We start from the raw sequence: 25524 nt of genomic DNA on the forward strand, positions 1-25524 counted from the left end.
AATCAGCAATGTTTGAACACGATGTTCAAACAAGCCGCCACTGAGCCACGGATGGCGAATTGGCGGCGATTGCGTACGATAGAAGTTATGTAAATCAGAACATTTAGAACTTCTTGTTTCAATACATCACATAAACAACTACAACTATTTTTATATATGCTCTTTTTACGCACATTTTACAAAACTACGATAACGCACTTTACTTACATTCTGTATATTCTCATTTGTAAGTTAAATCAAAAAGAAAATCTTTAAGAGAAAAAGGAGACAAAGAAAATGAGAAAGTTAAAGAAAGCAATCATTGGAGTTTTAGCATCAGCCATGCTTATGGGAGCAATGACAGGATGTGGTAAAGCAGCAAGTGATGATATCACCGTAATTTCCCGTGAGGATGGATCCGGTACAAGAGGCGCATTTATCGAACTGTTCGGTATCGAGGAGAAGGATGCAGATGGTAATAAGATTGATAATACAATCTCTACTGCAGATATCACAAACTCAACATCCGTTATGATGACGAGTGTAGCAGATGATGAGGCAGCGATCGGATACATATCCCTTGGTTCCCTGGATGATTCTGTAAAGGCATTGAAGATTGATGGTGCAGAAGCAACCGCTGATAATATCTCAAACGGAAGCTACAAGGTATCCCGTCCGTTCAACATTGCAACAAAGGGTACACCAAACGAAGTAACACAGGATTTCATCAACTTCATCTTGAGCGAGGATGGACAGAAGGTTGTTGAAGATGCAGGATATATCAGCCAGGGCAATGCAGGTGCATTCAAGGCTGCAGGCGTAAAGGGTAAGATTAATATTGCAGGTTCATCTTCCGTAACACCGGTTATGGAGAAGCTCAAGGAAGCATATGTTGCAGTCAATCCGGATGTACAGATTGAAGTACAGCAGAGTGATTCTACAACAGGTATGACAAGTGCGGCAGAAGGTGTCTGCGATATCGGTATGGCATCCAGAGAGCTGAAGGACAGCGAGCTTAGTGCAGGTCTTACACCAACAGTGATCGCAATTGATGGTATCGCAGTTGTTGTAAATAAGAACAACGATGTCGATGGTCTTACAAGTGATCAGGTAAAGAGCATCTACACAGGTTCTATCACAAAGTGGTCAGAAGTAAAGTAATAGCTTGATAAAAACTTATCAGAAAGAAAATACGAGGCATACTATGACGAAAGTAAAAGAAAGAACAATGCATATCGTATTCCTGGTGGCTGCCTGTATGTCCATACTGGCAGTCGCCATGATATGTCTGTTCATGTTTGCCAATGGCGTACCAGCCATCCGGCAGATTGGATTTGTGAATTTTATATTTGGTAAAACCTGGATGCCGGGTGCAAATAAATTCGGCATCTTCCCTATGATCATCGGCAGTATCTATGTGACAGCAGGTGCAATCATCATCGGTGTTCCAATCGGACTTTTATGTGCCGTATTCATGGCAAAGTTCTGTCCACCGAAGCTTCATAAGATTATGAAACCGGCTGTGGATCTGCTTGCAGGTATTCCATCTATTGTATATGGATTCTTCGGTCTGGTTGTGATCACGCCGATGATCCGGAATACATTCGGCGGAAGCGGTAAAAACATTCTGACCGCCTGCATCCTGCTTGGAATCATGATTCTGCCAACCATCATCAGTGTATCGGAATCAGCAATCCGCGCGGTTCCGGAAAGCTATTACGAAGGAGCATTGGCACTCGGTGATACGCATGAGAGAAGTGTCTTCAAGGCAGTACTCCCTGCAGCAAAATCCGGAATCCTTGCAGCCATTATTCTTGGAATCGGGCGTGCGATCGGTGAGACAATGGCAGTCATCATGATTGCCGGAAACCATGCAGTTATGCCGGACAGCCTGTTGGCCGGTGTGCGGACACTTACATCGAATATTGTACTGGAACTTGGATATGCAACAGATTTGCACAGAGAAGCATTGATCGCAACCGGTGTGGTTCTGTTCGTATTCATCCTGATTATTAATCTGTTGTTCTCAGTTGTGAAAAAGAAAGGGGCGAAATAGGCATGAGTGAACAAGCTGTAGCAGCAAAGGCAGATATGGAAGCAATCAGGCCGATCAATGTCGTCACCTGGAAGGATAAGCTCGCTGCATACAAAAAACGGCCGCTTTCCATGTTTTTACTGATGGCAGTCACGGTATCTGCAGTCATTACGGTTGGTGTGCTTGGCGCACTTGTCATCTATATTCTGGCAAACGGTATCATGAATCTTTCTCCGGAGCTTTTTGCCTGGAAATATACAACCGAAAATGTATCGATGCTTCCTGCAATTATCAATACATTTCTTATGACAGCGCTTTCCCTGCTCATCGCAGTACCAATCGGTATCTGTTCTGCTATTTATTTGGTAGAATATGCCAAGCGCGGAAATAAACTTGTGAGTATTGTCAGAATCACAACCGAGACATTATCCGGTATCCCTTCCATTGTCTATGGTCTGTTCGGATATCTGATGTTTGTGATCGCATTTGGCTGGGGACTTTCATTCTTCGGTGGTGCGCTTACACTTTCCATTATGGTACTTCCAACCATTATGCGTACGACAGAAGAAGCGCTCTTAAGCGTACCGGATTCTTACCGGGAAGGAAGCTTCGGACTTGGAGCCGGCAGACTGCGGACGATATTTAAGGTTGTACTTCCATCTGCGGTACCCGGTATTTTATCCGGAGTTATCCTGGCAATCGGACGTATCGTCGGCGAGACGGCAGCTTTAATCTTTACATCCGGTACAACTGCCGAGATACCAAAGAGCTTATTTGATTCCGGATGTACACTGGCTGTTCATATGTATAAGCTGCTTTCGGAAGGACTCTACACAAAACAGGCATATGCAACCGCAGTTGTGCTGCTTGTAATGGTTGTCATAATCAATGCAGCATCCGGAAAGCTTGCCAAAAAACTGCAGGCAAAATAAGTACTGGAATTTGGAGGAAAAAATGGGTAATTTTAAAATAAAGGACATGGATTTATATTACAGTGATTTCCATGCGTTAAAAGATATCAACTTGGACATTCCATCGACCAAGATCACTGCATTCATCGGTCCATCCGGCTGTGGAAAATCCACACTCTTAAAAAGCCTGAATCGAATGAATGATCTGGTCGAGGGCTGTAAGATCACAGGTGAGGTAACACTCGATGGCGAAAATATATACAAAGGAATGGATGTCAATACATTGCGCAAGCGCGTCGGCATGGTGTTTCAGAAACCAAATCCGTTTCCGATGAGCATCTACGACAATATTGCATATGGACCGCGTACACACGGAATCCATAAAAAGGCGGAATTAGATGAAATTGTGGAACGTTCCTTAAAGCAGGCTGCTATCTGGGATGAAGTCAAAGACCGTCTGAAGAAAAGCGCGCTCGGTATGTCAGGTGGACAGCAGCAGCGTCTGTGCATTGCGCGTGCACTTGCAGTAGAACCGGATGTGCTTTTGATGGATGAGCCGACATCTGCCCTCGATCCGATTTCCACCTCAAAGATTGAGGATCTGGCAGTTGATCTGAAAGATAAATATACAATCATCATGGTAACACATAATATGCAGCAGGCTGCACGTATCTCAGATAATACAGCATTTTTCCTGCTCGGAGAAGTTGTGGAGTTTGACAATACAGAGAAACTGTTCGCAAATCCAAGTGACAAGCGGACAGAGGATTATATCACAGGAAGGTTTGGTTGATGAATTATGAGAAATGAATACGAGAAGCAATTAGAGAATCTGAATGTCGAACTAATCCGTATGGGTGCACTTTGCGAGAAGGTGATCGCGGGCACTACGAAGGCACTCTTTAGTGGCGATGCCAAATACACATCGAAATCCCATGCAGTCGAAGAAGAGATCGATAAAAGCGAGCATAATATCGAGCATATCTGTATGAGCCTGCTTTTAAAGCAGCAGCCGGTCGCATCGGATTTCCGTTTTGTATCAGCTGCATTAAAGCTTATATCTGATCTCGAACGGATCGGTGATCAATGTGCCGATATTGCGGATATGATCCGTTTCACAACTTCTTATGACTTAAAGGATTTTAAAGACCTTGAAGAAATGTCAGGTGCTGCGAAAGATATGCTGTCAAATGCTGTGGAGGCATATGTCAAAAAAGACAAGGATCTGGCAATCACTGTAATCCAGGCGGATGATAAAGTCGATGCATTATTTGATTCGGTAAAGAAACGTCTCATTAAAGAGATCGGAAAAAAAGCAGAAGATGGCGAATTTTATATAGACATTATCATGATTGCAAAGTATTATGAAAGAATAGGAGACCATGCAACGAATGTTGCGGAATGGGTTTATTATTCAATCACAGGAGAGCATATATAAAATGATTTATGTTTTAGAAGATGACAATAGCATACGTGAATTTGTAGTTTACACATTATGTCACATGGATTTGGAAGCAAAAGGCTTTGAACGTCCATCGGAATTCTGGGCAGGGATGGAAGAAACACTTCCGTCCCTGATTCTGCTTGATATCATGCTGCCGGAGGAGGATGGACTATCTGTCTTGAAAAAGCTCCGGGAACATGCTGATACCAAAGAGGTTCCGGTCATTATGTTAACTGCAAAGGATAGTGAATACGACAAAGTACTGGGGCTTGACAGCGGAGCGGATGATTACGTACCGAAGCCGTTTGGCATTATGGAGTTAGTTGCGAGAATCAAAGCTTTGCTTCGCCGGACAGAAAACCGTGCAGATACGACCGATGACGGTGAGAAGCTTATTGCCGGAAGCATAGCCTTAGATACCAAGCGCCACATTGTTTTAGTGGATGGAGAGCGCATCAATCTTACATTGAAAGAGTTTGAACTTCTGCATCTGTTTATGGAAAACCAGGGACAGGTGTTTACACGTGACCAGCTGCTAAACCGCATCTGGGGATATGAATTCGATGGGGAAAGCCGTACGGTTGATGTCCATATACGAAGCCTCCGGATGAAATTAAAGGAAGCCGGGAATATGATTGAAACGGTCCGCGGTGTCGGCTACAAGATCGGAGATTAAAATGAAAAAGAAGATATTCAAGAATACAATTTTAATCATCTTGCTTTTGGTCGTTCTATGTGGCGTATCCATCATCGGTGTTTTATACAGCTATTTCAACAAACAATACGTTTCCTCCCTGAATCAGGCGGCAGGCTATATTGCGGAGGGGGTGAACCTATCCGGGCTGGATTTTCTCACCGATTTGAATGAGAATGAAAAGCGTATCACATGGGTTGCGGCGGACGGAACAGTTCTTTATGACAACAAAGCCGACCCCCATACGATGGAAAATCACAAAAATCGTACAGAAATCAAACAGGCAATGACGTCTTCGGCAGGCACAAGTGTAAGATATTCGAAGACACTTTCCGAGGAGACAATCTATCATGCCATCCGTATTGCGGACGGAAGTGTAGTCCGTGTCTCCGTAGTCCGTAAATCGGTGCCGGCACTTTTGATGAAGGTGCTGCTTCCGATTATTCTCGTATTACTGCTCGGTGTTGAATTCTCCGCGATTCTTGCCTACCGCTTATCGAAACAGATTACAACACCGTTAGAAGCGATTGACTTAGATCATCCGGATGAATCGACGGTTTATGACGAGCTGTCACCGTTTATCCGTAAAATCCGCATCCAGAACGAGCAGATTCAAAAGGCGATGACACAGCTGCAGACACAGAAAAATGAGTTTGCACTGATTACGGAAAACATGCAGGAAGGTTTTCTTGTTGTGGATAAAAAGGAAATTGTTCTCTCACACAACCGGAGTATCTCAACCTTATTTGATGTGGATGAATCGGTAGATGGAAAACATGTGTTAGAGATTAACCGGTCGGAAGAGTTTATCGACTGTATCAAGAAGGCGATCCAGGGAATCCACAGCGAGTATATCTGCCCGGTTAAGGGACGTTTTTATAATATCTATGCGAATCCGGTATTCCGGAATAACGAGGTTGCCGGCGCGGTCGTTATCATCACGGATGTCACAGAGAAGGAAGAACGCGAGAATTTGAGACGGGAATTCTCGGCGAACGTATCGCACGAATTAAAGACACCGCTAACTTCCATATCCGGTATTGCAGAAATTATTAAAAATGGAATTGTTGACGAGAAGGATGTCAAAACATTTGCAGGTAAGATCTATGACGAAGCACGTCGGCTGATCCATCTGGTAGAAGATATCATTAAGCTGTCTCAGCTTGATGAGGGAGAGCAGGCAGTAGAAAAGACTCCGATTGATATATATGACCTATCAAGAATCGAAATCCATCATTTGGAGCCGGTAGCAGAGGAACGGCATATCAAAATCAATCTGCAGGGTGAACATATGATGATATCCGGCATACACTCTGTGTTAGAAGAAATGGTATACAATCTGATTGAAAATGCCATTAAATATAACAAAGAGGATGGAACCATAGATGTCATGATCAAAAAGAAAAAACATCGTTGTGAGTTTTGTGTCAAAGATTCCGGCATCGGAATTCCGGCAGACCAGCTTGACCGGATATTCGAACGCTTTTACCGGGTTGATAAGAGCCATTCCAAGGAAATAGGCGGCACGGGACTTGGACTTTCTATTGTAAAGCATGGCGCAAAGCTGCACAATGCGGAGATTAAGATTGAGAGTGCATTAAATGTCGGTACGGAAATAAATTTAATCTTTCCGATATAGGTGTCTTGTCACCTGTCAAAACATGTGCTATACTGCATGTACATTCGGAGCAAAAACGCAGGCGGAATGTCTGCGTTTTTGTTATGGCGACGAGGAAAATGCACGCATTTATGTGGTGCATTTGACGACCGCTAATCAGAGCACGATGCGCAGAGCACATCGTGTCTTTGTATTATGTACAGGTATAAATTCAAAGGAGACAGGAAGATGCGAGAATTACATTACGATGTTGTGATCGTCGGCTGCGGTGTCGGTGGATTATATACAGCATTGAATTTACCGGAAGATAAACAGATTTTGATGCTCTCAAAAGCAGAGCTTGAAACCTGTGATTCGATGCTGGCACAGGGCGGTATCTGCGTGCTGCGGGACGAGGATGACTATGATTCGTATTTTGAGGATACGATGCGTGCCGGTCATTATGAAAACCGCAAGGAAAGTGTCGACATCATGATCCGTGGCAGCCGGGATGTCATCAATGATCTGATCGGATATGGTGTGGAATTTGAGAGAAACGCAGACGGAAGTCTTGCTTATACAAAGGAAGGAGCACATTCTAAGCCGCGCATCTGCTTCCATGAGGATATAACCGGGGAAGAGATTACGACCCGTCTATTATCTGCTGTGAAGCAGTTGAACAATGTTACCATTTTTGAACATACAACCATGACCGATATTATAGAAGATATTAATCATGCCTGTGTGGGTATACTTGCAAAATGTGCGGATGGTGAAGAATTAGAGATCTATGCAGAAAATACAGTCTTCGCAACCGGAGGTATCGGTGGACAGTACAAACATTCCACGAACTTCCCGATCCTGACTGGCGATGGCTGCGAGATTGCACGAAAGCATAGTGTGGAATTAGAGCATATGGATTATGTTCAGATCCATCCAACCTGCTTTTACACAGAGAATCCGGGCAGAAGCTTCCTGATCTCAGAATCAGCCAGAGGTGAGGGCGCGATCATCTTAAATCACAAAAAAGAGCGTTTCGTCGATGAATTGCAGCCACGTGATGTCGTGACAAAGGCAATTCAGGCTGAGATGGAAAAAGAGGGCGTAAAATACGAGTTCTTATCCTTTGAGAATGTTCCACGCGAGACAATCCTGAACCATTTCCCTCATATCTATGAGCATTGCATGAAGTATGGCTTTGATATTCTGATGATGCCGATTCCAATCGTTCCGGCACAGCATTATTTCATGGGAGGTATCCATGTAGATAAGTTTTCGCACACAACGATGCCGCATTTGTATGCCGTCGGCGAGACAAGCTGCAACGGGGTGCACGGGAAGAACCGCTTAGCCAGCAACAGTTTGCTTGAAAGTTTAGTGTTCGCCAAGCGTGCGGCAAAGCACATGATTGGTGAGCTTGTGTAAAGTTTATAGATCATTGTGCATGATTATTCCATTACGTAGATACATATATTTTATTTTTGAATATGTTCGCATATACAATATGTTTGGAACTTAGAAATTCTTGATGTTCTGTACTATATCAGCAATGATTGAACACGATGTTCAATCAAGCCGCCACTGAGCCATGGATGGCGAATTGGCGGCGGTTGCGTACAGGGTCATAATTTATATCAGAACATCTTAGAATTTCTTAGTTTCAATACATCGTATATGGAACAATTCAAAATAAAATATATGTACTACCAATACCAAAAATCATGTACAATGATCGTGTACATTTAATAAAAAAGGAGATTAGACAGACAAATGAATGAGATTACAATGCAGTTAGTTGCAGATAAGTATATTAAGATGGCACTTGAGGAGGATATCAACAGTGAAGATATCAGCACAAATGCCGTGATGCCGGAGTATAAGAAGGGCGAAGTTACATTGCTTGCGAAACAGGACGGAATCATAGCCGGATTGCAGGTATTTAAGCGTGTATTTACGATGTTGGATCCGAATACGGAAGTGATTTTTGCCGAAAAAGATGGAAATCAGATCAAGGATGGCGATGCCGTGACAAACGGACAGGTGCTTGCAACTGTGGTCGGTGATATCCGTGTGCTGTTGTCCGGTGAGCGTACGGCACTGAATTACCTGCAGCGCATGAGCGGTATTGCAACCTATACGAACAATGTTGCAGCACTTTTAAAAGGGACAAATACTAAATTGCTTGACACAAGAAAGACAACACCTTGCATGCGTATCTTCGAGAAATATGCGGTTCGTGCCGGCGGCGGAAATAATCACAGATACAATCTGTCTGACGCCGTCATGCTGAAGGATAATCATATCGACGCCGCAGGTGGTGTGGCAAAGGCAATTCAGATGGCAAGAGAATATGCATCGTTTGTCTGCAAGATTGAAGTAGAAACCGAGAATCTGGATATGGTCAGAGAAGCCGTAGAAGCAGGAGCCGATATCATCATGTTAGATAATATGTCTCCAGAGCTGATGGCAGAGGCAATCAAGATCATTGACGGACGTGCCAAGACGGAGTGTTCCGGAAATATCACAAAAGAAAATATCGAGACGATCACAAAGCTTGGTGTCGATTATGTATCGAGTGGGGCGCTGACACATTCCGCTCCAATCTTAGATATCAGCTTGAAGCATCTGCATCCGGTTGACTAATTATGTTACCACAATCTATTTCAATCAAGGAGGAAATGCAGATGGAGCAGACAATTTTATCCGGAGATGAACGCAGAGAGAAGCTGCTTGCGTTGTTGCTGCGCTCCGATGAACCATTATCGGGTGGAAAAATCGGAGAAATCTATCATGTCAGCCGTCAGGTTGTCGTACAGGATATCGCATTGCTCCGTTCAAAAGGGCATTCGATCGTATCAACTCCGCGTGGTTATGTGTACGAGAAAGCTGCAGGCAGCCAGAATTGCCAGCGGATTGTAAAGGTCTGTCACACCGATGAGAAGGCAGAAGAAGAATTAAGTACGATTGTCGATTTCGGAGGAATCGTCTTAGATGTTATGGTAAACCACCGCACCTACGGCAAGGTCACAGCACCATTAAATATCAAGAGCCGCCGCGATATCCGTAAGTTCGTGGAAGATCTGAAACAAAGCAAATCGTCCCTTTTATCGAACACAACCTCCGGCTATCATTTTCACACGATTGAAGCCGAGAGCGAAGATATCCTCGATGAAATCGAAGAAGCCCTGAAGGAAAAACACTTCCTCGTCGACTTCCTCGACTACGAAACCACATTCAAACAATAACCCCAAGGCCAAATTTTTGAGGTAATTAACACAGATATTGTACACAAATAAACAATAAAATAAATCAATCCAACGATTATTGTAAAAAGTGATATTTTCAAATAACTGTCAATATGTTACAATAACAATCGTGTATAATTTATAAAATAACGTAAATAGCGAATTGTATCCATTCAATCAAATTGTATATTGTGTTGTCTGTAATTATTAATTTGTTTGCAGACCATTGGAACACGCTGGTACTTAATAAGCGGCAACTTGTTGGCGCGAATTTAGTACCACTGCGTGTGGAAGTGAGCGAGAGCGTGTCTGCAGGCAATTATATAATTACAGACAACACTTAGATAACGTGCAGGATACAATTCGCAAACCACGCAATTAAAATCAGGAGGATAATTACAATGGCAAAAATTCAGATGAAGACTCCACTGGTAGAGATGGACGGAGATGAGATGACACGAATCCTTTGGAAGATTATCAAGGATGAATTGATCTACCCATTTATCGACTTAAAGTCCGAGTATTACGACCTTGGTCTGGAGTACAGAAACGAGACAAACGATAAGGTTACTTTTGATTCTGCATACGCAACACAGAAGTACGGTGTTGCAGTCAAGTGTGCAACAATCACACCAAACGCTGCACGTATGACAGAGTACAACCTGAAGGAAATGTGGAAGAGTCCAAACGGAACGATCCGTGCAATCTTAGACGGAACCGTATTCCGTGCACCAATCGTTGTCAAAGGAATTGAGCCATGTGTAAAGAACTGGAAGAAGCCTATTACAATCGCAAGACATGCCTATGGCGATGTGTATAAGAGCGTAGAGATCGATGTACCGGGTGCTGGTACAGCAGAGCTTGTATTTACAGGCGAGGACGGACAGGTAATCAAGGAGACCATCCACAAGTTTGATGGTCCGGGTGTGATTCAGGGACAGCATAACATCGACAAATCCATCGAGAGCTTTGCAAGAAGCTGCTTTAACTATGCGCTTGATACAAAGCAGACATTGTGGTTTGCAACAAAGGATACAATCTCCAAGAAATACGACCATACATTTAAGGATATCTTTCAGGAGATCTTCGATAACGAATACAAAGAGAAGTTTGACGCCGCAGGCATCGAATATTTCTATACTCTGATTGATGATGCAGTTGCCCGTGTTATGAAGTCTGAGGGTGGATTCATCTGGGCTTGCAAGAACTACGACGGCGATGTTATGAGTGATATGATCTCATCTGCATTTGGTTCTCTTGCCATGATGACATCAGTACTTGTTTCTCCAGATGGAAAATACGAGTACGAGGCAGCACACGGAACTGTTCAGAGACATTACTACAAGCACTTAAAAGGTGAGGAGACATCAACAAACTCTGTTGCAACGATCTTCGCATGGACTGGTGCTTTGAGAAAGCGTGGCGAGCTTGACAATATTCCAGAACTGATGGAATTTGCAGACAAGCTTGAGCAGGCAACGATCAAGACAATCGAAGACGGCAAGATGACAAAGGATCTTGCACTTATTACAACGATGAAGGATGTCACTGTATTAAACAGCGAGAACTTCATCAAAGCAATCCGCGAAACACTTGAGGGAATGTTAGCTTAATGAATATATGGGATGTTCTGAAAATTGAACAGACGAAGGATAAAGACGCATTGAAGAAAGCCTATCGAATGCGTCTTTCTTCTGTCAATCCGGAAGATGATCCGGAAGGGTTTATGGAGCTTCGGAAAGCCTATGAGGAGGCGGTGCACCTTGCCGATCAGACGGAGGAGGAATTCGACGTTGCCATTCAAGATACACCGGAACAGCAAATGCTTGCTTCATTAGAGGCTCTCTATGATGATTATGCCCGTCGTATCAATCCAGACGAATGGCTTGCACTCTTTAATTCCGATTATTTTGTATCGCTCGACACAAGTGAGGATGCATTGTATGGACTGTTGCGGTTCTTGATGAATCATGTGCTGGTTCCGAAAAAGGTATGGAAATGCATCGTCGGATATTTTGATCTTGAAGGGCGCAGAAGCGAGCTTGCAGAACAGTTCCCGGAAAATTACCTGGACTATATCACGAACAATGCGACCTATGAGGATATCATCAATTATGAGGCGTTTGAGCATGCAGAGATCACAACCTCCGCAACGATCGATGCCTATATCCGTGATTACATTGAATTAGATCGCATGGTTCGCAGTCAGGAGCTAAAAGATGCCGGAGAAAAAATCCGGCAGATGAAGGAAAAATATTATATTTCCAATGTATATATACATCTGGAAGAGATGCGTATCCGTCTGCAGACCTGCCGGTTGGAGTTTTCAGAATATATTCAGACATCCATGACGGAAGAAGAACGGAAAACACAAGATCTGGATGCATTATACGCCGAGCGGTATGCTTCCGCATTAGCAGCGATCCGCGAGGAAGCGGAAGGACTGTCTGCAAAGTATCCGGATGATATCACTCTGCTTCATTTTTGTGGAGATGTCTGTATCCTGAACAATGATCTGGAACAGGCAGAACAGTATTTCAACCGGTCCAAGGAATTGGACCCACAGAATTATCTTATGCGCGCCAAACAGGCAGAACTTGCATTCCGCAAGGGAGATTATAAAGCTGCCAGAGATGGCTATATGGATCTGCTCAAGGAAAATCATTATGATGATTCTGTCCGCATTGGTATGGTGCGTGCCAATCAGATGATGATACAGGAAAATCTGGAGAAGTTAAAGAAAAATCCAGATGATATACAAGCAAAGATGGACGTTGGCTGGAGCTATTACCAAAGCTATCAGTTTCAGGAAGCAATCGCCTTTCTGACTAAATTCCAGCCAGAAGGAGATCGGAAATTTGAATACTATAATGTTCTTGGACGTTGTTATCTGGGCGTTCGTGATTATGCGCATGCCAGACAATGTTTTCTTGTCTGGAAGAATCTGATTGAGCAGCTCCCAGAGGAAGATACAAGTGCAGAAACAGAGAAAAAACGCGTCCGGTATCCGTATGTGAATTTCCTGATTGCCGATTGTTATATGAAGACAGAGGATTACGAGAATGCCAGACGTCATCTGGATATAGCATTATCCAAAGATCATGAGGAAATCATCCTTTCATATGAGGCGGATTGTGAACTAAAGTTCCTGACCGGCCAATATACGGATTGTCTGCGTGCCTGTGAACACCTGTTAGAGCGGGATCCGCACGACTACGTGGCATATCTGTTTAAAGCAAAAGCCTGCAAGGCGATGAATTATATTCAGGAAGCTTATAATGCCTGCGAACAGGCAATCAATCTGTATCCGTATCTGTCTCAGCCTTATGCGTTAGAGGCAAGCTTATTTATCCGCGCACATCAATACGAACAGGCGCAGGATACGATCAAACGTTTTGACGCATTTGAAAATGAAAGTGACAGCATTGATTACTACCGGGCACGGCTTTCCATGTTAGATAACAAGATTGATCCGGCAATCCGGCAGCTCGTAGCAATTGTCAGTCGTTCAGATGGTAAGACAACCGATATGGAGCATTTTGAGGATGTCCATATGCTGTTAGCGCTTTGTTACCGCTACAAGGGCATGTATGATAAAGCGCTTGAACAGTTCGAGCAGGTAAAGAAACAACACACACAATATCCATTGATTGATATGTATATCGGTTCTTCCTATGCGAAACTTGGGAAAATCGAACAGGCATTGGAGGCATTTGGTACACAGCTTGCAATACAGGCAACCGCGCAGGTTTACAATGAGCGGGCGATCGTATACAGTCTGATGGGCGAATACAAAAAGGCTGTTCGCGATTATCAGGCTGCATTACAGTTAGAACCAGATAATTATTTTGCGTATCTGCGGATTGGGATGATACAGGAACTGCACAAAAGCTATAAAGCGGCTGCCGATGCATACCGAAAAGCATATGAAGTTTCTGAAACAGACACCGAACAGCACAAAGAGAGCTTGCAGAGTTTAGCACGTGTCTACCAGTGCATGAACTGGTTTCCTGAAAGTCAGCAGCTCTATATCGATTATAAAAAGCAATATGAGTGGAATGCAGATATCGCCTACGATTATGCCGTCCTGCTTGTTCGGATGGATGCGGCAAAGGATGCCATTGCCGAGTTGCTTCCTTTTGTGGATGATTCTGCCTGTGCAAGAAAATTGCTTGATATCTACGGAGATGCCGGCTTCATTGATCTGGCGCATGAGACATTTGAATATATCATAAGCAAAGATCCGGAGAATCACCGGGTGTATGGTGCAATGGGAGATATCTTCCGTGACCATGCCATGTATGCGGACGCAAAGCCGTTATATGAGCGGGCGATTGCGCTTGACACAAACAAGGAAGCCAATTATTATAGTGAATGGCTGGAATGTATGATCCAGCTAAAAGAACTGCGAAGCTTCAAGAAGAACAGTGCGATAGCAAATGCGGCTGCCGCTTATCCAAAGGATCAGATACAAACGCCGCCACAGTATATCAAGATGGCACGTTTTGCACGACTTTCCAGGAACTACAAAGAATGTAAAGACTGGTTAGAACAGGGTCTGCATGCCCGTCGTTGTCGCGGCTGTTTCTATAGTGTCTGTCACCGGATATTATATGAGAAAGCGTTGCTGTATGAGAAGCAGCGCAATTATGCGATGGCACGCAGTATGTACGAAGAAGCAATCCGTGTCTGTGGACAGAATGCTTTCTATGAGGCATGTCTGAAGCGGATTGAAGATAAAAAATAAGAAATTAGGATTAGAAATGATAGTAGGAATTGATTTAGGAACGACAAACAGTTTAATTGCATATTTTGATGGCGACCATGCAAAGGTCATTCCGAACCGTCTGGGAGAAAATCTGACTCCTTCGGTTGTAAGCGTGGATGAGGAAGGAATTGTCTATGTCGGCAAGACTGCGAAGGAGCGGAAGATGCTGTACCCAGATCAGACCGCGGATGTGTTCAAGCGGAACATGGGCAGCTCGAAGGTGTTTACCCTTGGAACCCGCAAGTTCTCTGCGGAAGAGCTTTCCAGCCTTGTCTTAAAATCTCTGAAAGAAGATGCAGAGCATTATCTTGGCTGCACGATTGAGGAGGCAGTCATCAGCGTACCGGCATATTTTAACGATGCACAGCGAAAAGCAACAAAGAAAGCAGGAGAACTTGCCGGATTTGTGGTAGAACGTATCGTCAGTGAACCAACAGCCGCAGCAATCGCTTATGGTTTGGATAAGAAAAATGCAGACACGAAATTCCTCGTATTTGATTTGGGTGGTGGTACATTTGATGTATCAATCCTAGAGCTTTATCAGAATATTATGGAAGTGCGCGCAGTTGCCGGAGATAATTTCCTTGGCGGAGAAGATTTTACGACAGTATTGGAACAGATGTTTCTCCGGGAACACGAGATTGACGAAGATACTCTTGATCAGAAAACCCGTGCACATATTCACAAGCAGGCAGAGATTTGCAAGCTTGGATTTGCAGATGCAAAAACATCAGTTATGAAATGTAATATCAACGGAGAAGTCGTAGAGAGCGAAATTGATATTGACGATTATGAAAAATCCTGTCAGGTATTGCTTGGACGTATTCGTAAGCCAATCGAGCGAAGCCTGAAGGATGCAAATATCAAGCTCAAAGATATTGAGGAAGTAATTCTGGTTGGTGGTTCGACAAAGCTTTCCATCGTACGCCGGTTTGTGAGCCGCCTGTTTGGACGTCTGCCGAATACAAGTATCAATCCGGACGAGGTGGTTGCTGTGGGCGCGGCGACACAGGCTGCTATGAAAGAACGGAATGAAGCAGTGAAAGAGATTATTTTGACGGATGTCTGTCCATTTACACTTGGAACGGAGGTTGTATCCCGCAGATCCGGAGGTGTGTTTGAGGCTGGACATTATCTGCCATTGATTGAACGAAACTCCGTGATTCCGGTCAGTCATACGGAACGTCTCTATACCGTCAGTGACCGGCAGACACGGATCAAGGTCGATATCCTGCAGGGCGAGAGCCGTCTGGCAGCAAATAACGTCTACCTTGGCAGCATTGAAGTTATGGTTCCACCGGCACCTGCCGGCGAAGAATGCGTCGATGTCACATACACCTATGATGTCAACTCTATCTTAGAGGTGATTGTAAAGGTAATTTCTACAAATGTGGAAAAACGACTTGTGATTAAGAACGAGGAAACCGATCTGACCGATGAAGAAATCGATGCCAGATTCGAGGAGCTTTCTTCCCTGAAGATTCATCCACGGGAACAGGAGGCAAACAAATTATTGCTGCTTCGTGCGGATCGCATGTATGAGGAATCCATCGGAGATACCCGTAAGATTCTCGAACATGAGATTAACCAGTTTGAAGATGTATTAAATAAACAGAATCCATCGGAAATCAGCAGTGCAAGAGAAGCTTTCAAGGAATTCCTTGACAATATGGAAGAAGATTTATTCTAAAAGTATTAAAGAAAAGGGCTGACGCTTTAAGAGAGCGCCAGCCTTATTATATGTCGTGCATATGCGTGCAAAAGATCTAAGTCCTGCAGGAACGAATCCGTCAGTTCAATAAAAGATTCTTTGTCTTCATAATCCCGTTTGTAGCCAGATAAAATTCCATCATCAATCTGGGAGATGAAATATCCTTTTTTACGCAGATAACAGGTTTCCTTCTTCGCCGGTTCCCGGTAGTTTTTATCCACATAGCTTGCCACACTTTTGTGAACCGCCATATCCTCTGCCGGAAGATAGTAGTAATCCCTGTAATTATCAAAGAAGAACTTCAATTCCTCTGTATAGATCGGGGCATTAATCGTTGCTTCCTTCTGGAATCCAGTGATGATGATATCATTCAATCCGATCGTCAATCGTTTTGGAAGCTGGTATTCCAGTTCCAAAGAGAAAAGTAACCGGTTCTTCCGCACAGACATCTTGCGGACGAGCAGACAGCCAGCTTTGAATTTACAGTAAGCAAGCATGCTTGTGCAGTCCAGAAGTCCTTCGAGATCCTCGTAATTGTGCTGTAACAACAACTGCTTGTTTGTCTTTACCGGAAGCTTTACATATTCCTGATAGACCTTAATCAGATCACCGCCGGAATATTTATCTAACCGATGGATACCAAGAAACCGTTCCACGCTTTTCTGTTTCATATTTTCCATGTGCAGCACATCTTTTAAAAAACGGATCTGCTTATAAATATCAATGCTTTCCATATGGGCGAGTGTATTTTCCATCCCATATGCCTTTGCCTTTTTTGTGATATACGGAATATCAAATCCATCTCCATTATAGGTAATCACATATTTATAATTCATCGCAAAGGAAAGAAACTGCTCTAAAATATCCGCTTCGGATCTGCCATCCTGATTAAACCACTGGCATATATTCCACTGACGGTTTTTATAGTAAGCACAGCCGATCAGATATAAGGCAGTATGTTCGGCTGTAAATCCGGTCGTTTCAATATCAAAAACAAGCAGATCTTCCGATGTATAAAACTGTTCCAATGTCTGAAATTTACTGCGATGAGCCTCATTTACAACTTTTTCCATAGGTGCCTCCTTTCCGACATCGTCCGATAAATTCGTCTAAATTGGTTTAAATTATAGCATAAATACCATAGAAGTAAAGAAATGCTTGTAATTTTTGGTCAATATGTTATAATTTTAGCTAAAGTATGATGTACGGAGGAGATAGAATGTTACGACCAGACGATATTAGATCAACAGCTTTTAAAAAGGGCTTATTCGGTTACAAAGCCGCAGATGTTGACAGCTTTAAAGACACTGTATTCAGAGCGTACAGCGACCTTTCCAAAGATTATGAGGAAACAAAGGACAAATTTGATAAACTCACAAAGGCAATGGAAGATACCAGACTGAAATTATTTGAACTGGAGAACAAGCTGCAGCAGGCAGAAAATGTATCAACTGATGCCGGAGAAAGTGTAGAGGCAAAGAAGCGTGCAGACCAGATCATCAAGAATGCTGAAGCAACTGCCGCTGATATTATTGCAAAGGCAAAGGCTCAGAGCGAGAAGCTTGAGAGCTCCGCAAAGCCAAAGGCAGAAGCACCAAAGGTTGAGCCAGAACCAGCGAAAGAGTCTGCATCATCCAAGTTCTTCAAGAAAGCAGACGAGGATGTACATACCGCTGCAACAAGCAACGATGATGACGATGAGATCTTTGTTGGGGAAATCGAAGATGCAAGAAAACCAGATCGAATGATGATCGGAGATGGCGAAGAAGAGGACGAAGGCTTCGAATTCTTATAAGATTAAGCCAGATCGGAGTTGTCGTAACAACGACAACTCCTTATTTTTTGACAGGAGAACATTATGTTTGCATATATAAAAGGAACGGTAACTGAGATTGGAACCGATGAGATCATCGTAGAAACCGGCGGAATCGGATTTTCTGTATTTACATCCTCACAGGATTCTGCCAGATTGACAAAAAATAAACAGGCAACGATCTACACCCATTTAAATGTGCGGGAAGATGATATGAGTCTGTTTGGATTTCTGACCAAAGAGGAACGGTCTGTGTTCCGTATGCTGATCAATATCAGCGGAGTGGGACCGAAAAGTGCGCTTTCTATCCTGTCATGCCTGTCGGTCGATGAACTGCGCATGGCTGTGTTATCGGATGATTATAAGGCGATTGCGAAAGCAAACGGAATCGGTCCGAAAACAGCCCAGCGATTAGTTATTGAATTACGTGACAAATTTCATCTGGAAGATGTACTGGGAGAATACGATGAGGCTTCTCCAGCAACATCTGCACCGGAGGATATTGTATCCGAGACAGCGATGGCATTGAGCAGTCTTGGATATTCCAACGTGGAAGCTTTGCGCGCAATCAAGAAGGTTCCGGACAGCGAATCCATGACCGTAGAACAATTATTAAAGGCTGCATTAAAGCATATTATTTAGACATTGGAGAAAAAGATGGAACGAATCATTCAAGCGGATATTATTCCGGAAGATGATAAAATCGAACAGGGACTGCGACCAAGTCATCTGTCTGAGTATATCGGACAGGAGAAGGCAAAGAAGAATCTTCGTGTCTTCATCGAAGCTGCAAAAAAACGTGGCGAGCCGCTCGATCATGTGCTGTTGTATGGCCCTCCGGGACTCGGTAAAACGACACTGGCATCGATTGTAGCGACTGAGATGGGAGTCAATCTGAAGATCACATCCGGTCCGGCGATTGATAAACCGGGCGATCTGGCTGCAATCTTAAACAATCTGTCCGAAAATGATGTTTTATTTATTGACGAGATTCACCGGCTAAATAAGCAGGTGGAAGAGGTATTGTACCCAGCGATGGAAGATTTTGCAATTGATATTGTGATCGGCAAAGGTGCTGGTGCCCGTTCAATCCGCCTGGATCTTCCAAAATTCACACTGGTTGGTGCAACCACACGCGCTGGAATGCTGACCGCTCCGCTACGTGACCGGTTCGGCGTTGTCAATCGGCTGGAATTCTACAATGTAACCGAGCTGATGCAGATCATTCTCCGGTCTGCGGCCGTGCTTGGTGTCAGCATTGACGACGAGGGGGCGTTGGAGATTGCCAAGCGTTCCCGTGGTACGCCGCGGCTTGCCAACCGTCTGTTGAAGCGGGTACGTGATTTTGCGCAGGTAGAAGGTGACGGTGCGATTGATTACGATGTTGCAAAAACCGCGCTCGATCGTCTGGAGGTAGACTCTATGGGACTGGACAATACCGACCGCAATATCTTAGAGACGATGATCCACAAATTTGGTGGAGGTCCGGTTGGTCTGGATACCTTAGCAGCAGCCATCGGCGAAGATTCCGGCACACTGGAAGAGGTATATGAACCATATTTAATAAAAAATGGCTTTATAAATCGGACGCCGCGTGGTAGAATTGTTACGGAACATTGTTACAGACATTTTGGATTGGAAAATCTGATAGAATAACAAAGGAGATTTTGTATTATGGCAAACAAAGTAGATATCCCGGTAGTAATCAATGGGAAAGTATATACATTAAGCGGATATGAAGGGGAAGATTATCTTCAAAATGTTGCGACTTATATCAACGGCAAGATTGCAGAATGCAAGACTTCCGATCAGTATCGTCGGATGAATACCGAATATCAGGGAATCCTGCTTGCTTTGAATATCGCAGATGATTATTTCAAAGCAAAGAATCAGGCGGATTCTATGGTAACTGAGGACAGCAACAAAGAGCAGCAGTTGTATGATCTGCGTCACGAGGTAATCGAGTCCCAGATCAAGCTGGAAAGCTCTGCACGTATGATTGAGGAATACAAAGAGCAGATCAATGCATTACAAAGAAAGATTATTCAGTTAGAGGCAGAGAAAAACCGCAATGAATAACAAACATTCCAAAATTGAAGTACTCGCACCTTGTGGTGACTACGATATTTTAATTGCCGCTGTACATGCAGGCGCAGATGCCTGCTATATTGGCGGCAATTCTTTTGGTGCAAGAGCATATGCGACGAATTTCGACGAAGAAACGATAAAGCAAGCTGTCACCTACGCGCATCTACATGGGGTGAAGGTCTATCTGACCGTCAACACCCTGTTGAAGCAGGAGGAGCTTCCCGCATTATATGAATACATTCAGCCATTTTACGAGATTGGCGGCGACGCTCTGATCATTCAGGATCTTGGCGTTTTTTCTTATGTCCGGGAACAATTTCCCGATATCGCAATCCATTGCAGTACACAAATGAATATTACATCCCGGTATGGCGCAGAATTTATGAAACAGCAGGGTGCCACCCGTGTTGTGACCGCGCGCGAAATGTCTCTAGCTGAAATCCGTGCGATCAAAGAGCATGTCGATATCGAGGTCGAGACATTTGTGCATGGTGCGATGTGTTACTCTTACAGCGGCCAGTGTCTGATGAGCTCCCTTGCGGGGGGCAGAAGCGGCAACCGGGGACGTTGCGCACAGCCATGCCGGAAATGCTATGACAAAAGCTATCTGTTATCCATGAAAGATATGTGCGCCCTGTCGCTGATCCCGAAGTTGATGGATGCCGGGATTGATTCGCTAAAGATCGAAGGCCGGATGAAAAATGCTTACTACGTTGCATCGACGGTGCACGCTTACCGAACGATCGTAGATGATTGTCTGCATGGTAAATTTGACCCGAAAAAAGCAGAGGCACTCACCTTTGAGCTTGCCAATATCTATAACCGTGGTGGATTCTCGGACGGATATTTCTTCCACCACAATGGTGCGGAAATGATATCAAAGGATCGCCCGAACAATCAGGGTGTGGCAATCGGAAGTTTGGAGCGTGTTGAAAAGGGAACGATCACACTCCGTCTATCAGAAGCCGTATACCGGCAGGATGTGTTGGAGCTGACGACAAAAAACGGCGAAGCGGTGGAGATTACATCCTCAAAGGACGGAACTCCCGGACAGCATCTGACTTTGAACTGTCCGAAGACCAAGCTTCTGCAGAAAGAGCAGACCGTCTACCGTACCAAATGCCCGAAGATCTTACAACATGTGCAGGATGATTATATTAACTCTTATAAGAAGCTTCCGATTTCTGTCTCTGTTACAGCCCGAATCGGAGCTCCGCTGACCGCGATTGTAACCTGTGAGCTTGATAACCAGACTTACACTGCAACCTGTACGGATATGCTCGTGGAGAAAAGCAAGCAAGGAGAAACCACAATAGAGACAGTCAAAAAGCCATTGGCACAGCTTGGCAATACGGAATACGAATTAGCATCGTTTACCTGTAATCTGGATACCTGCGCGTTCCTGCCAAATGGTGTGTTAAAGAATCTCCGCCGTGCATTGCTTGCAGCCTTAGAAGCGGAGATTGCTAAGGCACATACACGTGTCGCCGGAAAACAGCTGTCGTGGGATACCGTGTATGAATCTATGATTACAAAGTCCCCTGCGAATGCATCTGACACCCAGAGTTCGAAGCAGGAGCAGATGATCTTTAGTGCTGTAACACAAGAACAGCTGCGTATCATCTTAGAAGAACTTCCACATGTGGAGTCCCCGGTGACAGGTATCACAATGCCGCTTGCGCTATACAACCAGTGCAGGAATATGATCCCGGATTCCATCCGGCTATACGCGGAGCTGCCGCCTGTAATTCATGACCGGTTCTGCGTCGATTTGCAAGAATCCGGAATCCGTGGTATATATATTAGAAATATAGATGCACTGGCAATTCTTGCCAGTCAGAAGTTGCCAGAAGACTGCGTGATTTTATGTGATGCCAGCCTTTATTGCTACAATCGTCTGGCGCATGCATTTATCCGGCGATTTTTTGCGGACACAGACATTTCATTTCTGACGCCGCGGGAGTTAAAGCTAGAGGAGCTTGACGCACTTGCAGGCGAACCGCTTTGTCTCACATTATATGAGTATCAACCGGTTATGCTGACTGCGAATTGCCTGCAAAAGACAAAATACGGCTGCAAAAAAGAGCCGGTTACCCTGACCGTGACTGACGAGATGGGGAATCGTTTTTTTGCAAGAACCAACTGTGATGACTGCTATAATATCATCTACAACAAGGTTCCTTATTCTATATTGGATAAATATAAAGAGCCTGCTTTTTCCAGACTGCATCCCCGGGGATATCTGGTTCGTTTTACAATCGAAAACGAGCAACAGGTTCGTAGGATTCTGCAGATATTATCTGGAAAGTCCTATGATTCCTATGAAAAAACAGGCGGACATTTATATCGAGGTGTATTGTAATGATCAACATTATTTGTGAAGTATCAAAGTATCTCGTTTTGCTTTTCATGGTACTTTATACCGTCAAATGTTTTTCGGTGCTATCATCGAAAAACGAAGAGCAGAAGCGTAAAAAACTAAACAAACAAATCGGATATGTATTTGTAATCCATTTCTTATGTTACCTGATCCTGTATCTGCGGCTGGGGCAGTTGAAGATCCTGATCTTTTATGTGGCACAGATTTTTGTCGCCATCTTGTATATGGTGCTTTACCACAGCATCTACAAGGATTCGTCCAGATTGCTGACAAACAATGCATCGTTTTTGCTGTTAATCGGCTATATTATGCTTACGCGTCTGAATTTTAACTTGGCCGTGAAGCAGTTCATCTTTGCCACCGTCGGTCTGATCATAACTGCATTTATTCCATATATCATGTTGAAATGGAAGAAGATGAAGGATTGCGGCGTGTTGTATGGCGTGATTGGTCTGTTGTTCCTGCTCACAGTATTTATTCCGGGGCTCGGAAGTGAGAAATACGGTTCGAGAAACTGGATCAACCTCGGGCATCTGTCCGTACAGCCAATGGAGTTTGTAAAGATATTATTTGTATTCTTTGTAGCATCCATGCTTGTAAAGGCAAGCACGTTCAAAGAGCTTTTTGTAAATGCGCTGATCTCCGCAGCATTTATGGGTGTGCTTGTGTTAGAGAAAGACTTAGGTGCGGCAGTGATCTTCTACATAACCTATGTTTTGATGGTGTATGTTGCAACTTCCCGTCCAGTTTTTCTGGTCGGTGGAATCTCGCTTGGTGCAGGTGCCGTCATGCTAGGCTATGCACTGTTTAAAAATTCGCTGTTCCAGCATGTTATGGTGCGAGTCCATGCATGGCAAAATCCGTTTGCAGATATCGACGGAGGCGGTTATCAGCTGTCCCAGTCGCTTTTCGCAATCGGAACGGGCGGATATGCAGGTTCTGGACTGACACAGGGAGCGGCTGGAAGTATTCCGGTCAGCGAAAGCGATTTTATCTTTTCAGCAATCTGCGAGGAACTGGGTGTAATCTTCGGACTTGCAATGATCCTTGTAATCGTGAGCATCTTCCTTTCCTTTGCCAATGTGGCAATGAAATGTAAGGAGCCATTTTATAAATATGTCGCACTTGGATTTTCAAGCATCTATATTGTGCAGTGCTTCTTAAATCTCGGTGGTGTGACAAAATTCATTCCTTCCACAGGTGTGACACTTCCACTAGTCAGTTATGGTGTCAGTTCGGTATTAAGTACCCTCATTATATTTGCGATTGTGCAGGGGGTATATGTAATAAGTAGTAGTGAGGCAGTGAAGTATGAAAGAGAAAAAGAAAAAGCAAGACAGAAGCTCCGCGAACAGGAGTCAGCCGTTAACACCGGAAGAAGAACTGATCGCGAAAGAAAAACAACGAATTAAAAAGAACAAGATCAAGAATCGTCCGATCGTTGTAATCACCTATCTGATGGTGACAGTGTTTGTCGGCATGATTGCGTATGTGATCTATTTCATGCAGTTCAAGGCTGAAACTGTGATTGCAAACTCCCGGAATGTCCGGCAGGATTCCTTTGCCAAGACGGTAGAACGGGGCGATATCATCACGAGTGATGGTGTTGTGATTGCGACAAGCGAAACGGACGAGGCTGGAAATACGAACCGTTCTTATCCGTACAGCAACATGTTTTCCCATCTGGTTGGCTATGATGAATACGGAAAAGCAGGACTGGAGCTTGCCGGAAATTTCTATATGCTACGGTCGCACATCAACATCTTTGAACGTGTTTACCGCGAATTAAAAGAGGAGAAAAACCGTGGCGACAATGTTATCACGACCGTAAATTATGATCTTCAGGCAGCCGCGTACAATGCACTCGGAAGCTGTAAGGGTGCCGTGATTGCAATCGAGCCATCCACCGGAAAGATTTTATGTATGGTATCAAAACCAGACTATGATCCAAACGATATTGAAAATGTCTGGAGCTATCTGCAGACGGAGGAGGGATCGGAGAGTACGATTCTGTTAAATCGTGCAACACAGGGACTCTATGCACCGGGGTCCACCTTCAAGGTGGTATCCCTGCTGGAATTCATGCGTGAAAATCCAACAACCTACAACAGCTATCAGTTCCACTGTGATGGCAATTCCATCTTCTCCGGCGTCGGAATCCGATGCAGCAACAACAAGGCACACGGTGATCTGTCGTTAGCAGATGCACTTGCTTATTCGTGCAACGTCAGCTTTGCAACAATCGGAGAGACTTTAGATAAAGGTTCCTATCGTTCCACAGCCGAAGAGCTGTTGTTTAACAAAGATTTACCATACGATGGCACCTATAACTCATCACAGTTTCGGATTACAGCGGACTCGCCGGACGATGCGATTCCACAGACAGTGATCGGACAGGGCGATACGAAGATCACGCCGCTTCACAATGCGATGATCATGTCCGCGATTGCAAACGACGGCGTCCTGATGAAGCCGTACACGATCGACTCGATTGAAAACGACGATGGTGCCAAGGTAAAGACATTTCGTTCTAAGGAAGCAGGCACACTGATGACCGCAGATGAAGCAAACATCCTGACGGACTATATGAAAGGTGTCTGTGAATATGGTACCGGTTCCGGGTATTTTTCCGGACTTTCTTACTCGGTTGCCGGAAAGACTGGTACAGCAGAATTTGACAACGAAGGAAACTGCAATTCCTGGTTTGTCGGCTTTTCTGATCCGGATGATCCGGACATTGTCGTCTGCGCAATTACCGAACAGTCCAACGTGACTGGTGTGACAGGTGCATGGGTTGCCAGACAGGTGTTTGATGCATATTACAGAAAATAGTTTACCTTGCGACATACCACAGAATCT

21 protein-coding genes are annotated in these 25524 nt (G+C 44.2%); 20 read left to right on the forward strand and 1 reads right to left on the reverse strand.

Annotated elements, in window-relative coordinates; genetic code table 11:
* The first annotated feature begins 276 nt into the window (after positions 1-276).
* The 13 genes from AAAT93_RS05620 (at position 277) to AAAT93_RS05680 (ending at position 16363) form a co-directional block, all read left to right on the forward strand.
* Positions 277-1140 carry a substrate-binding domain-containing protein gene (locus AAAT93_RS05620; RefSeq protein WP_021985449.1) on the forward strand — a complete coding sequence of 288 codons (864 nt, stop codon included), beginning with the start codon at positions 277-279 and terminating at the stop codon, positions 1138-1140.
* A gap of 43 nt (positions 1141-1183) precedes the next feature.
* On the forward strand, positions 1184-2035 hold the full coding sequence (gene pstC / locus AAAT93_RS05625; protein WP_021985450.1) for a phosphate ABC transporter permease subunit PstC: 852 nt from the start codon (positions 1184-1186) through the stop codon (positions 2033-2035).
* A 35-nt stretch (positions 2036-2070) separates the two neighbouring features.
* Positions 2071-2946 (forward strand): phosphate ABC transporter permease PstA, encoded by an 876-nt coding sequence (pstA, locus tag AAAT93_RS05630; RefSeq protein ID WP_117780947.1) that lies wholly within the window; start codon positions 2071-2073, stop codon positions 2944-2946.
* 22 nt (positions 2947-2968) lie between these two features.
* Positions 2969-3718: a phosphate ABC transporter ATP-binding protein PstB gene (gene pstB / locus AAAT93_RS05635; RefSeq protein WP_021985452.1), complete on the forward strand. Its 750-nt coding sequence runs from the start codon at positions 2969-2971 to the stop codon at positions 3716-3718.
* A 6-nt stretch (positions 3719-3724) separates the two neighbouring features.
* Positions 3725-4363, forward strand: a complete 639-nt coding sequence (gene phoU, locus AAAT93_RS05640) for a phosphate signaling complex protein PhoU (RefSeq protein ID WP_021985453.1) — start codon at positions 3725-3727, stop codon at positions 4361-4363.
* Between the two features lies 1 nt (position 4364).
* Positions 4365-5045: a response regulator transcription factor gene (locus AAAT93_RS05645; protein ID WP_117780931.1), complete on the forward strand. Its 681-nt coding sequence runs from the start codon at positions 4365-4367 to the stop codon at positions 5043-5045.
* A 1-nt stretch (position 5046) separates the two neighbouring features.
* The gene (locus AAAT93_RS05650; RefSeq protein WP_021985455.1) at positions 5047-6702 is read left to right on the forward strand and encodes a sensor histidine kinase; all 1656 of its coding nucleotides are present in this window, start codon (positions 5047-5049) and stop codon (positions 6700-6702) included.
* A 207-nt stretch (positions 6703-6909) separates the two neighbouring features.
* Entirely contained in the window at positions 6910-8085 is a 1176-nt protein-coding gene (locus tag AAAT93_RS05655) for an L-aspartate oxidase (protein ID WP_227572789.1), read from the forward strand.
* A 345-nt stretch (positions 8086-8430) separates the two neighbouring features.
* Entirely contained in the window at positions 8431-9303 is an 873-nt protein-coding gene (gene nadC / locus AAAT93_RS05660) for a carboxylating nicotinate-nucleotide diphosphorylase (RefSeq protein WP_118544969.1), read from the forward strand.
* Positions 9304-9344: 41 nt separating this feature from the next.
* Positions 9345-9905 (forward strand): transcription repressor NadR, encoded by a 561-nt coding sequence (locus AAAT93_RS05665; protein ID WP_177980925.1) that lies wholly within the window; start codon positions 9345-9347, stop codon positions 9903-9905.
* Between the two features lie 401 nt (positions 9906-10306).
* Entirely contained in the window at positions 10307-11518 is a 1212-nt protein-coding gene (locus AAAT93_RS05670; protein ID WP_021985465.1) for an NADP-dependent isocitrate dehydrogenase, read from the forward strand.
* Positions 11518-14652 (forward strand): tetratricopeptide repeat protein, encoded by a 3135-nt coding sequence (locus AAAT93_RS05675; RefSeq protein WP_227572790.1) that lies wholly within the window; start codon positions 11518-11520, stop codon positions 14650-14652. Before AAAT93_RS05670 ends, AAAT93_RS05675 begins: the two co-directional genes overlap by 1 nt.
* 16 nt (positions 14653-14668) lie before the next feature.
* Positions 14669-16363, forward strand: a complete 1695-nt coding sequence (locus AAAT93_RS05680) for a molecular chaperone HscC (RefSeq protein WP_021985467.1) — start codon at positions 14669-14671, stop codon at positions 16361-16363.
* A gap of 26 nt (positions 16364-16389) precedes the next feature.
* Here AAAT93_RS05680 and AAAT93_RS05685 read toward each other — a convergent pair whose 3' ends face one another.
* Positions 16390-17457, reverse strand: coding sequence for a ribonuclease H-like domain-containing protein (locus tag AAAT93_RS05685; protein WP_118670710.1), 1068 nt, complete (start codon positions 17455-17457; stop codon positions 16390-16392).
* A 146-nt stretch (positions 17458-17603) separates the two neighbouring features.
* On the opposite strand from AAAT93_RS05685, the gene AAAT93_RS05690 reads away from it, so the two are divergent.
* The 7 genes from AAAT93_RS05690 (at position 17604) to AAAT93_RS05720 (ending at position 25497) form a co-directional block, all read left to right on the forward strand.
* Positions 17604-18179 carry a DivIVA domain-containing protein gene (locus AAAT93_RS05690; protein WP_021985469.1) on the forward strand — a complete coding sequence of 192 codons (576 nt, stop codon included), beginning with the start codon at positions 17604-17606 and terminating at the stop codon, positions 18177-18179.
* Positions 18180-18242: 63 nt separating this feature from the next.
* A complete protein-coding gene (gene ruvA / locus AAAT93_RS05695; RefSeq protein WP_227572791.1) occupies positions 18243-18839 on the forward strand; it encodes a Holliday junction branch migration protein RuvA in 597 nt (198 codons plus the stop codon).
* A gap of 15 nt (positions 18840-18854) precedes the next feature.
* Complete coding sequence (gene ruvB / locus AAAT93_RS05700; protein ID WP_021985471.1) at positions 18855-19853, forward strand: Holliday junction branch migration DNA helicase RuvB; 999 nt, start codon at positions 18855-18857, stop codon at positions 19851-19853.
* An 18-nt stretch (positions 19854-19871) separates the two neighbouring features.
* Positions 19872-20276 carry a cell division protein ZapA gene (locus tag AAAT93_RS05705; protein WP_021985472.1) on the forward strand — a complete coding sequence of 135 codons (405 nt, stop codon included), beginning with the start codon at positions 19872-19874 and terminating at the stop codon, positions 20274-20276.
* A complete protein-coding gene (locus tag AAAT93_RS05710) occupies positions 20269-22647 on the forward strand; it encodes a peptidase U32 family protein (RefSeq protein WP_227572792.1) in 2379 nt (792 codons plus the stop codon). Before AAAT93_RS05705 ends, AAAT93_RS05710 begins: the two co-directional genes overlap by 8 nt.
* Entirely contained in the window at positions 22647-24077 is a 1431-nt protein-coding gene (locus tag AAAT93_RS05715; protein WP_021985474.1) for an FtsW/RodA/SpoVE family cell cycle protein, read from the forward strand. Before AAAT93_RS05710 ends, AAAT93_RS05715 begins: the two co-directional genes overlap by 1 nt.
* Positions 23977-25497, forward strand: a complete 1521-nt coding sequence (locus tag AAAT93_RS05720; RefSeq protein WP_118544973.1) for a peptidoglycan D,D-transpeptidase FtsI family protein — start codon at positions 23977-23979, stop codon at positions 25495-25497. Before AAAT93_RS05715 ends, AAAT93_RS05720 begins: the two co-directional genes overlap by 101 nt.
* The last annotated feature ends 27 nt before the right edge of the window (positions 25498-25524 follow it).

The sequence above is a fragment of the Coprococcus hominis (ex Arizal et al. 2022) genome, from assembly GCF_040094675.1.
Lineage (GTDB): Bacteria > Bacillota > Clostridia > Lachnospirales > Lachnospiraceae > Coprococcus_C > Coprococcus_C hominis.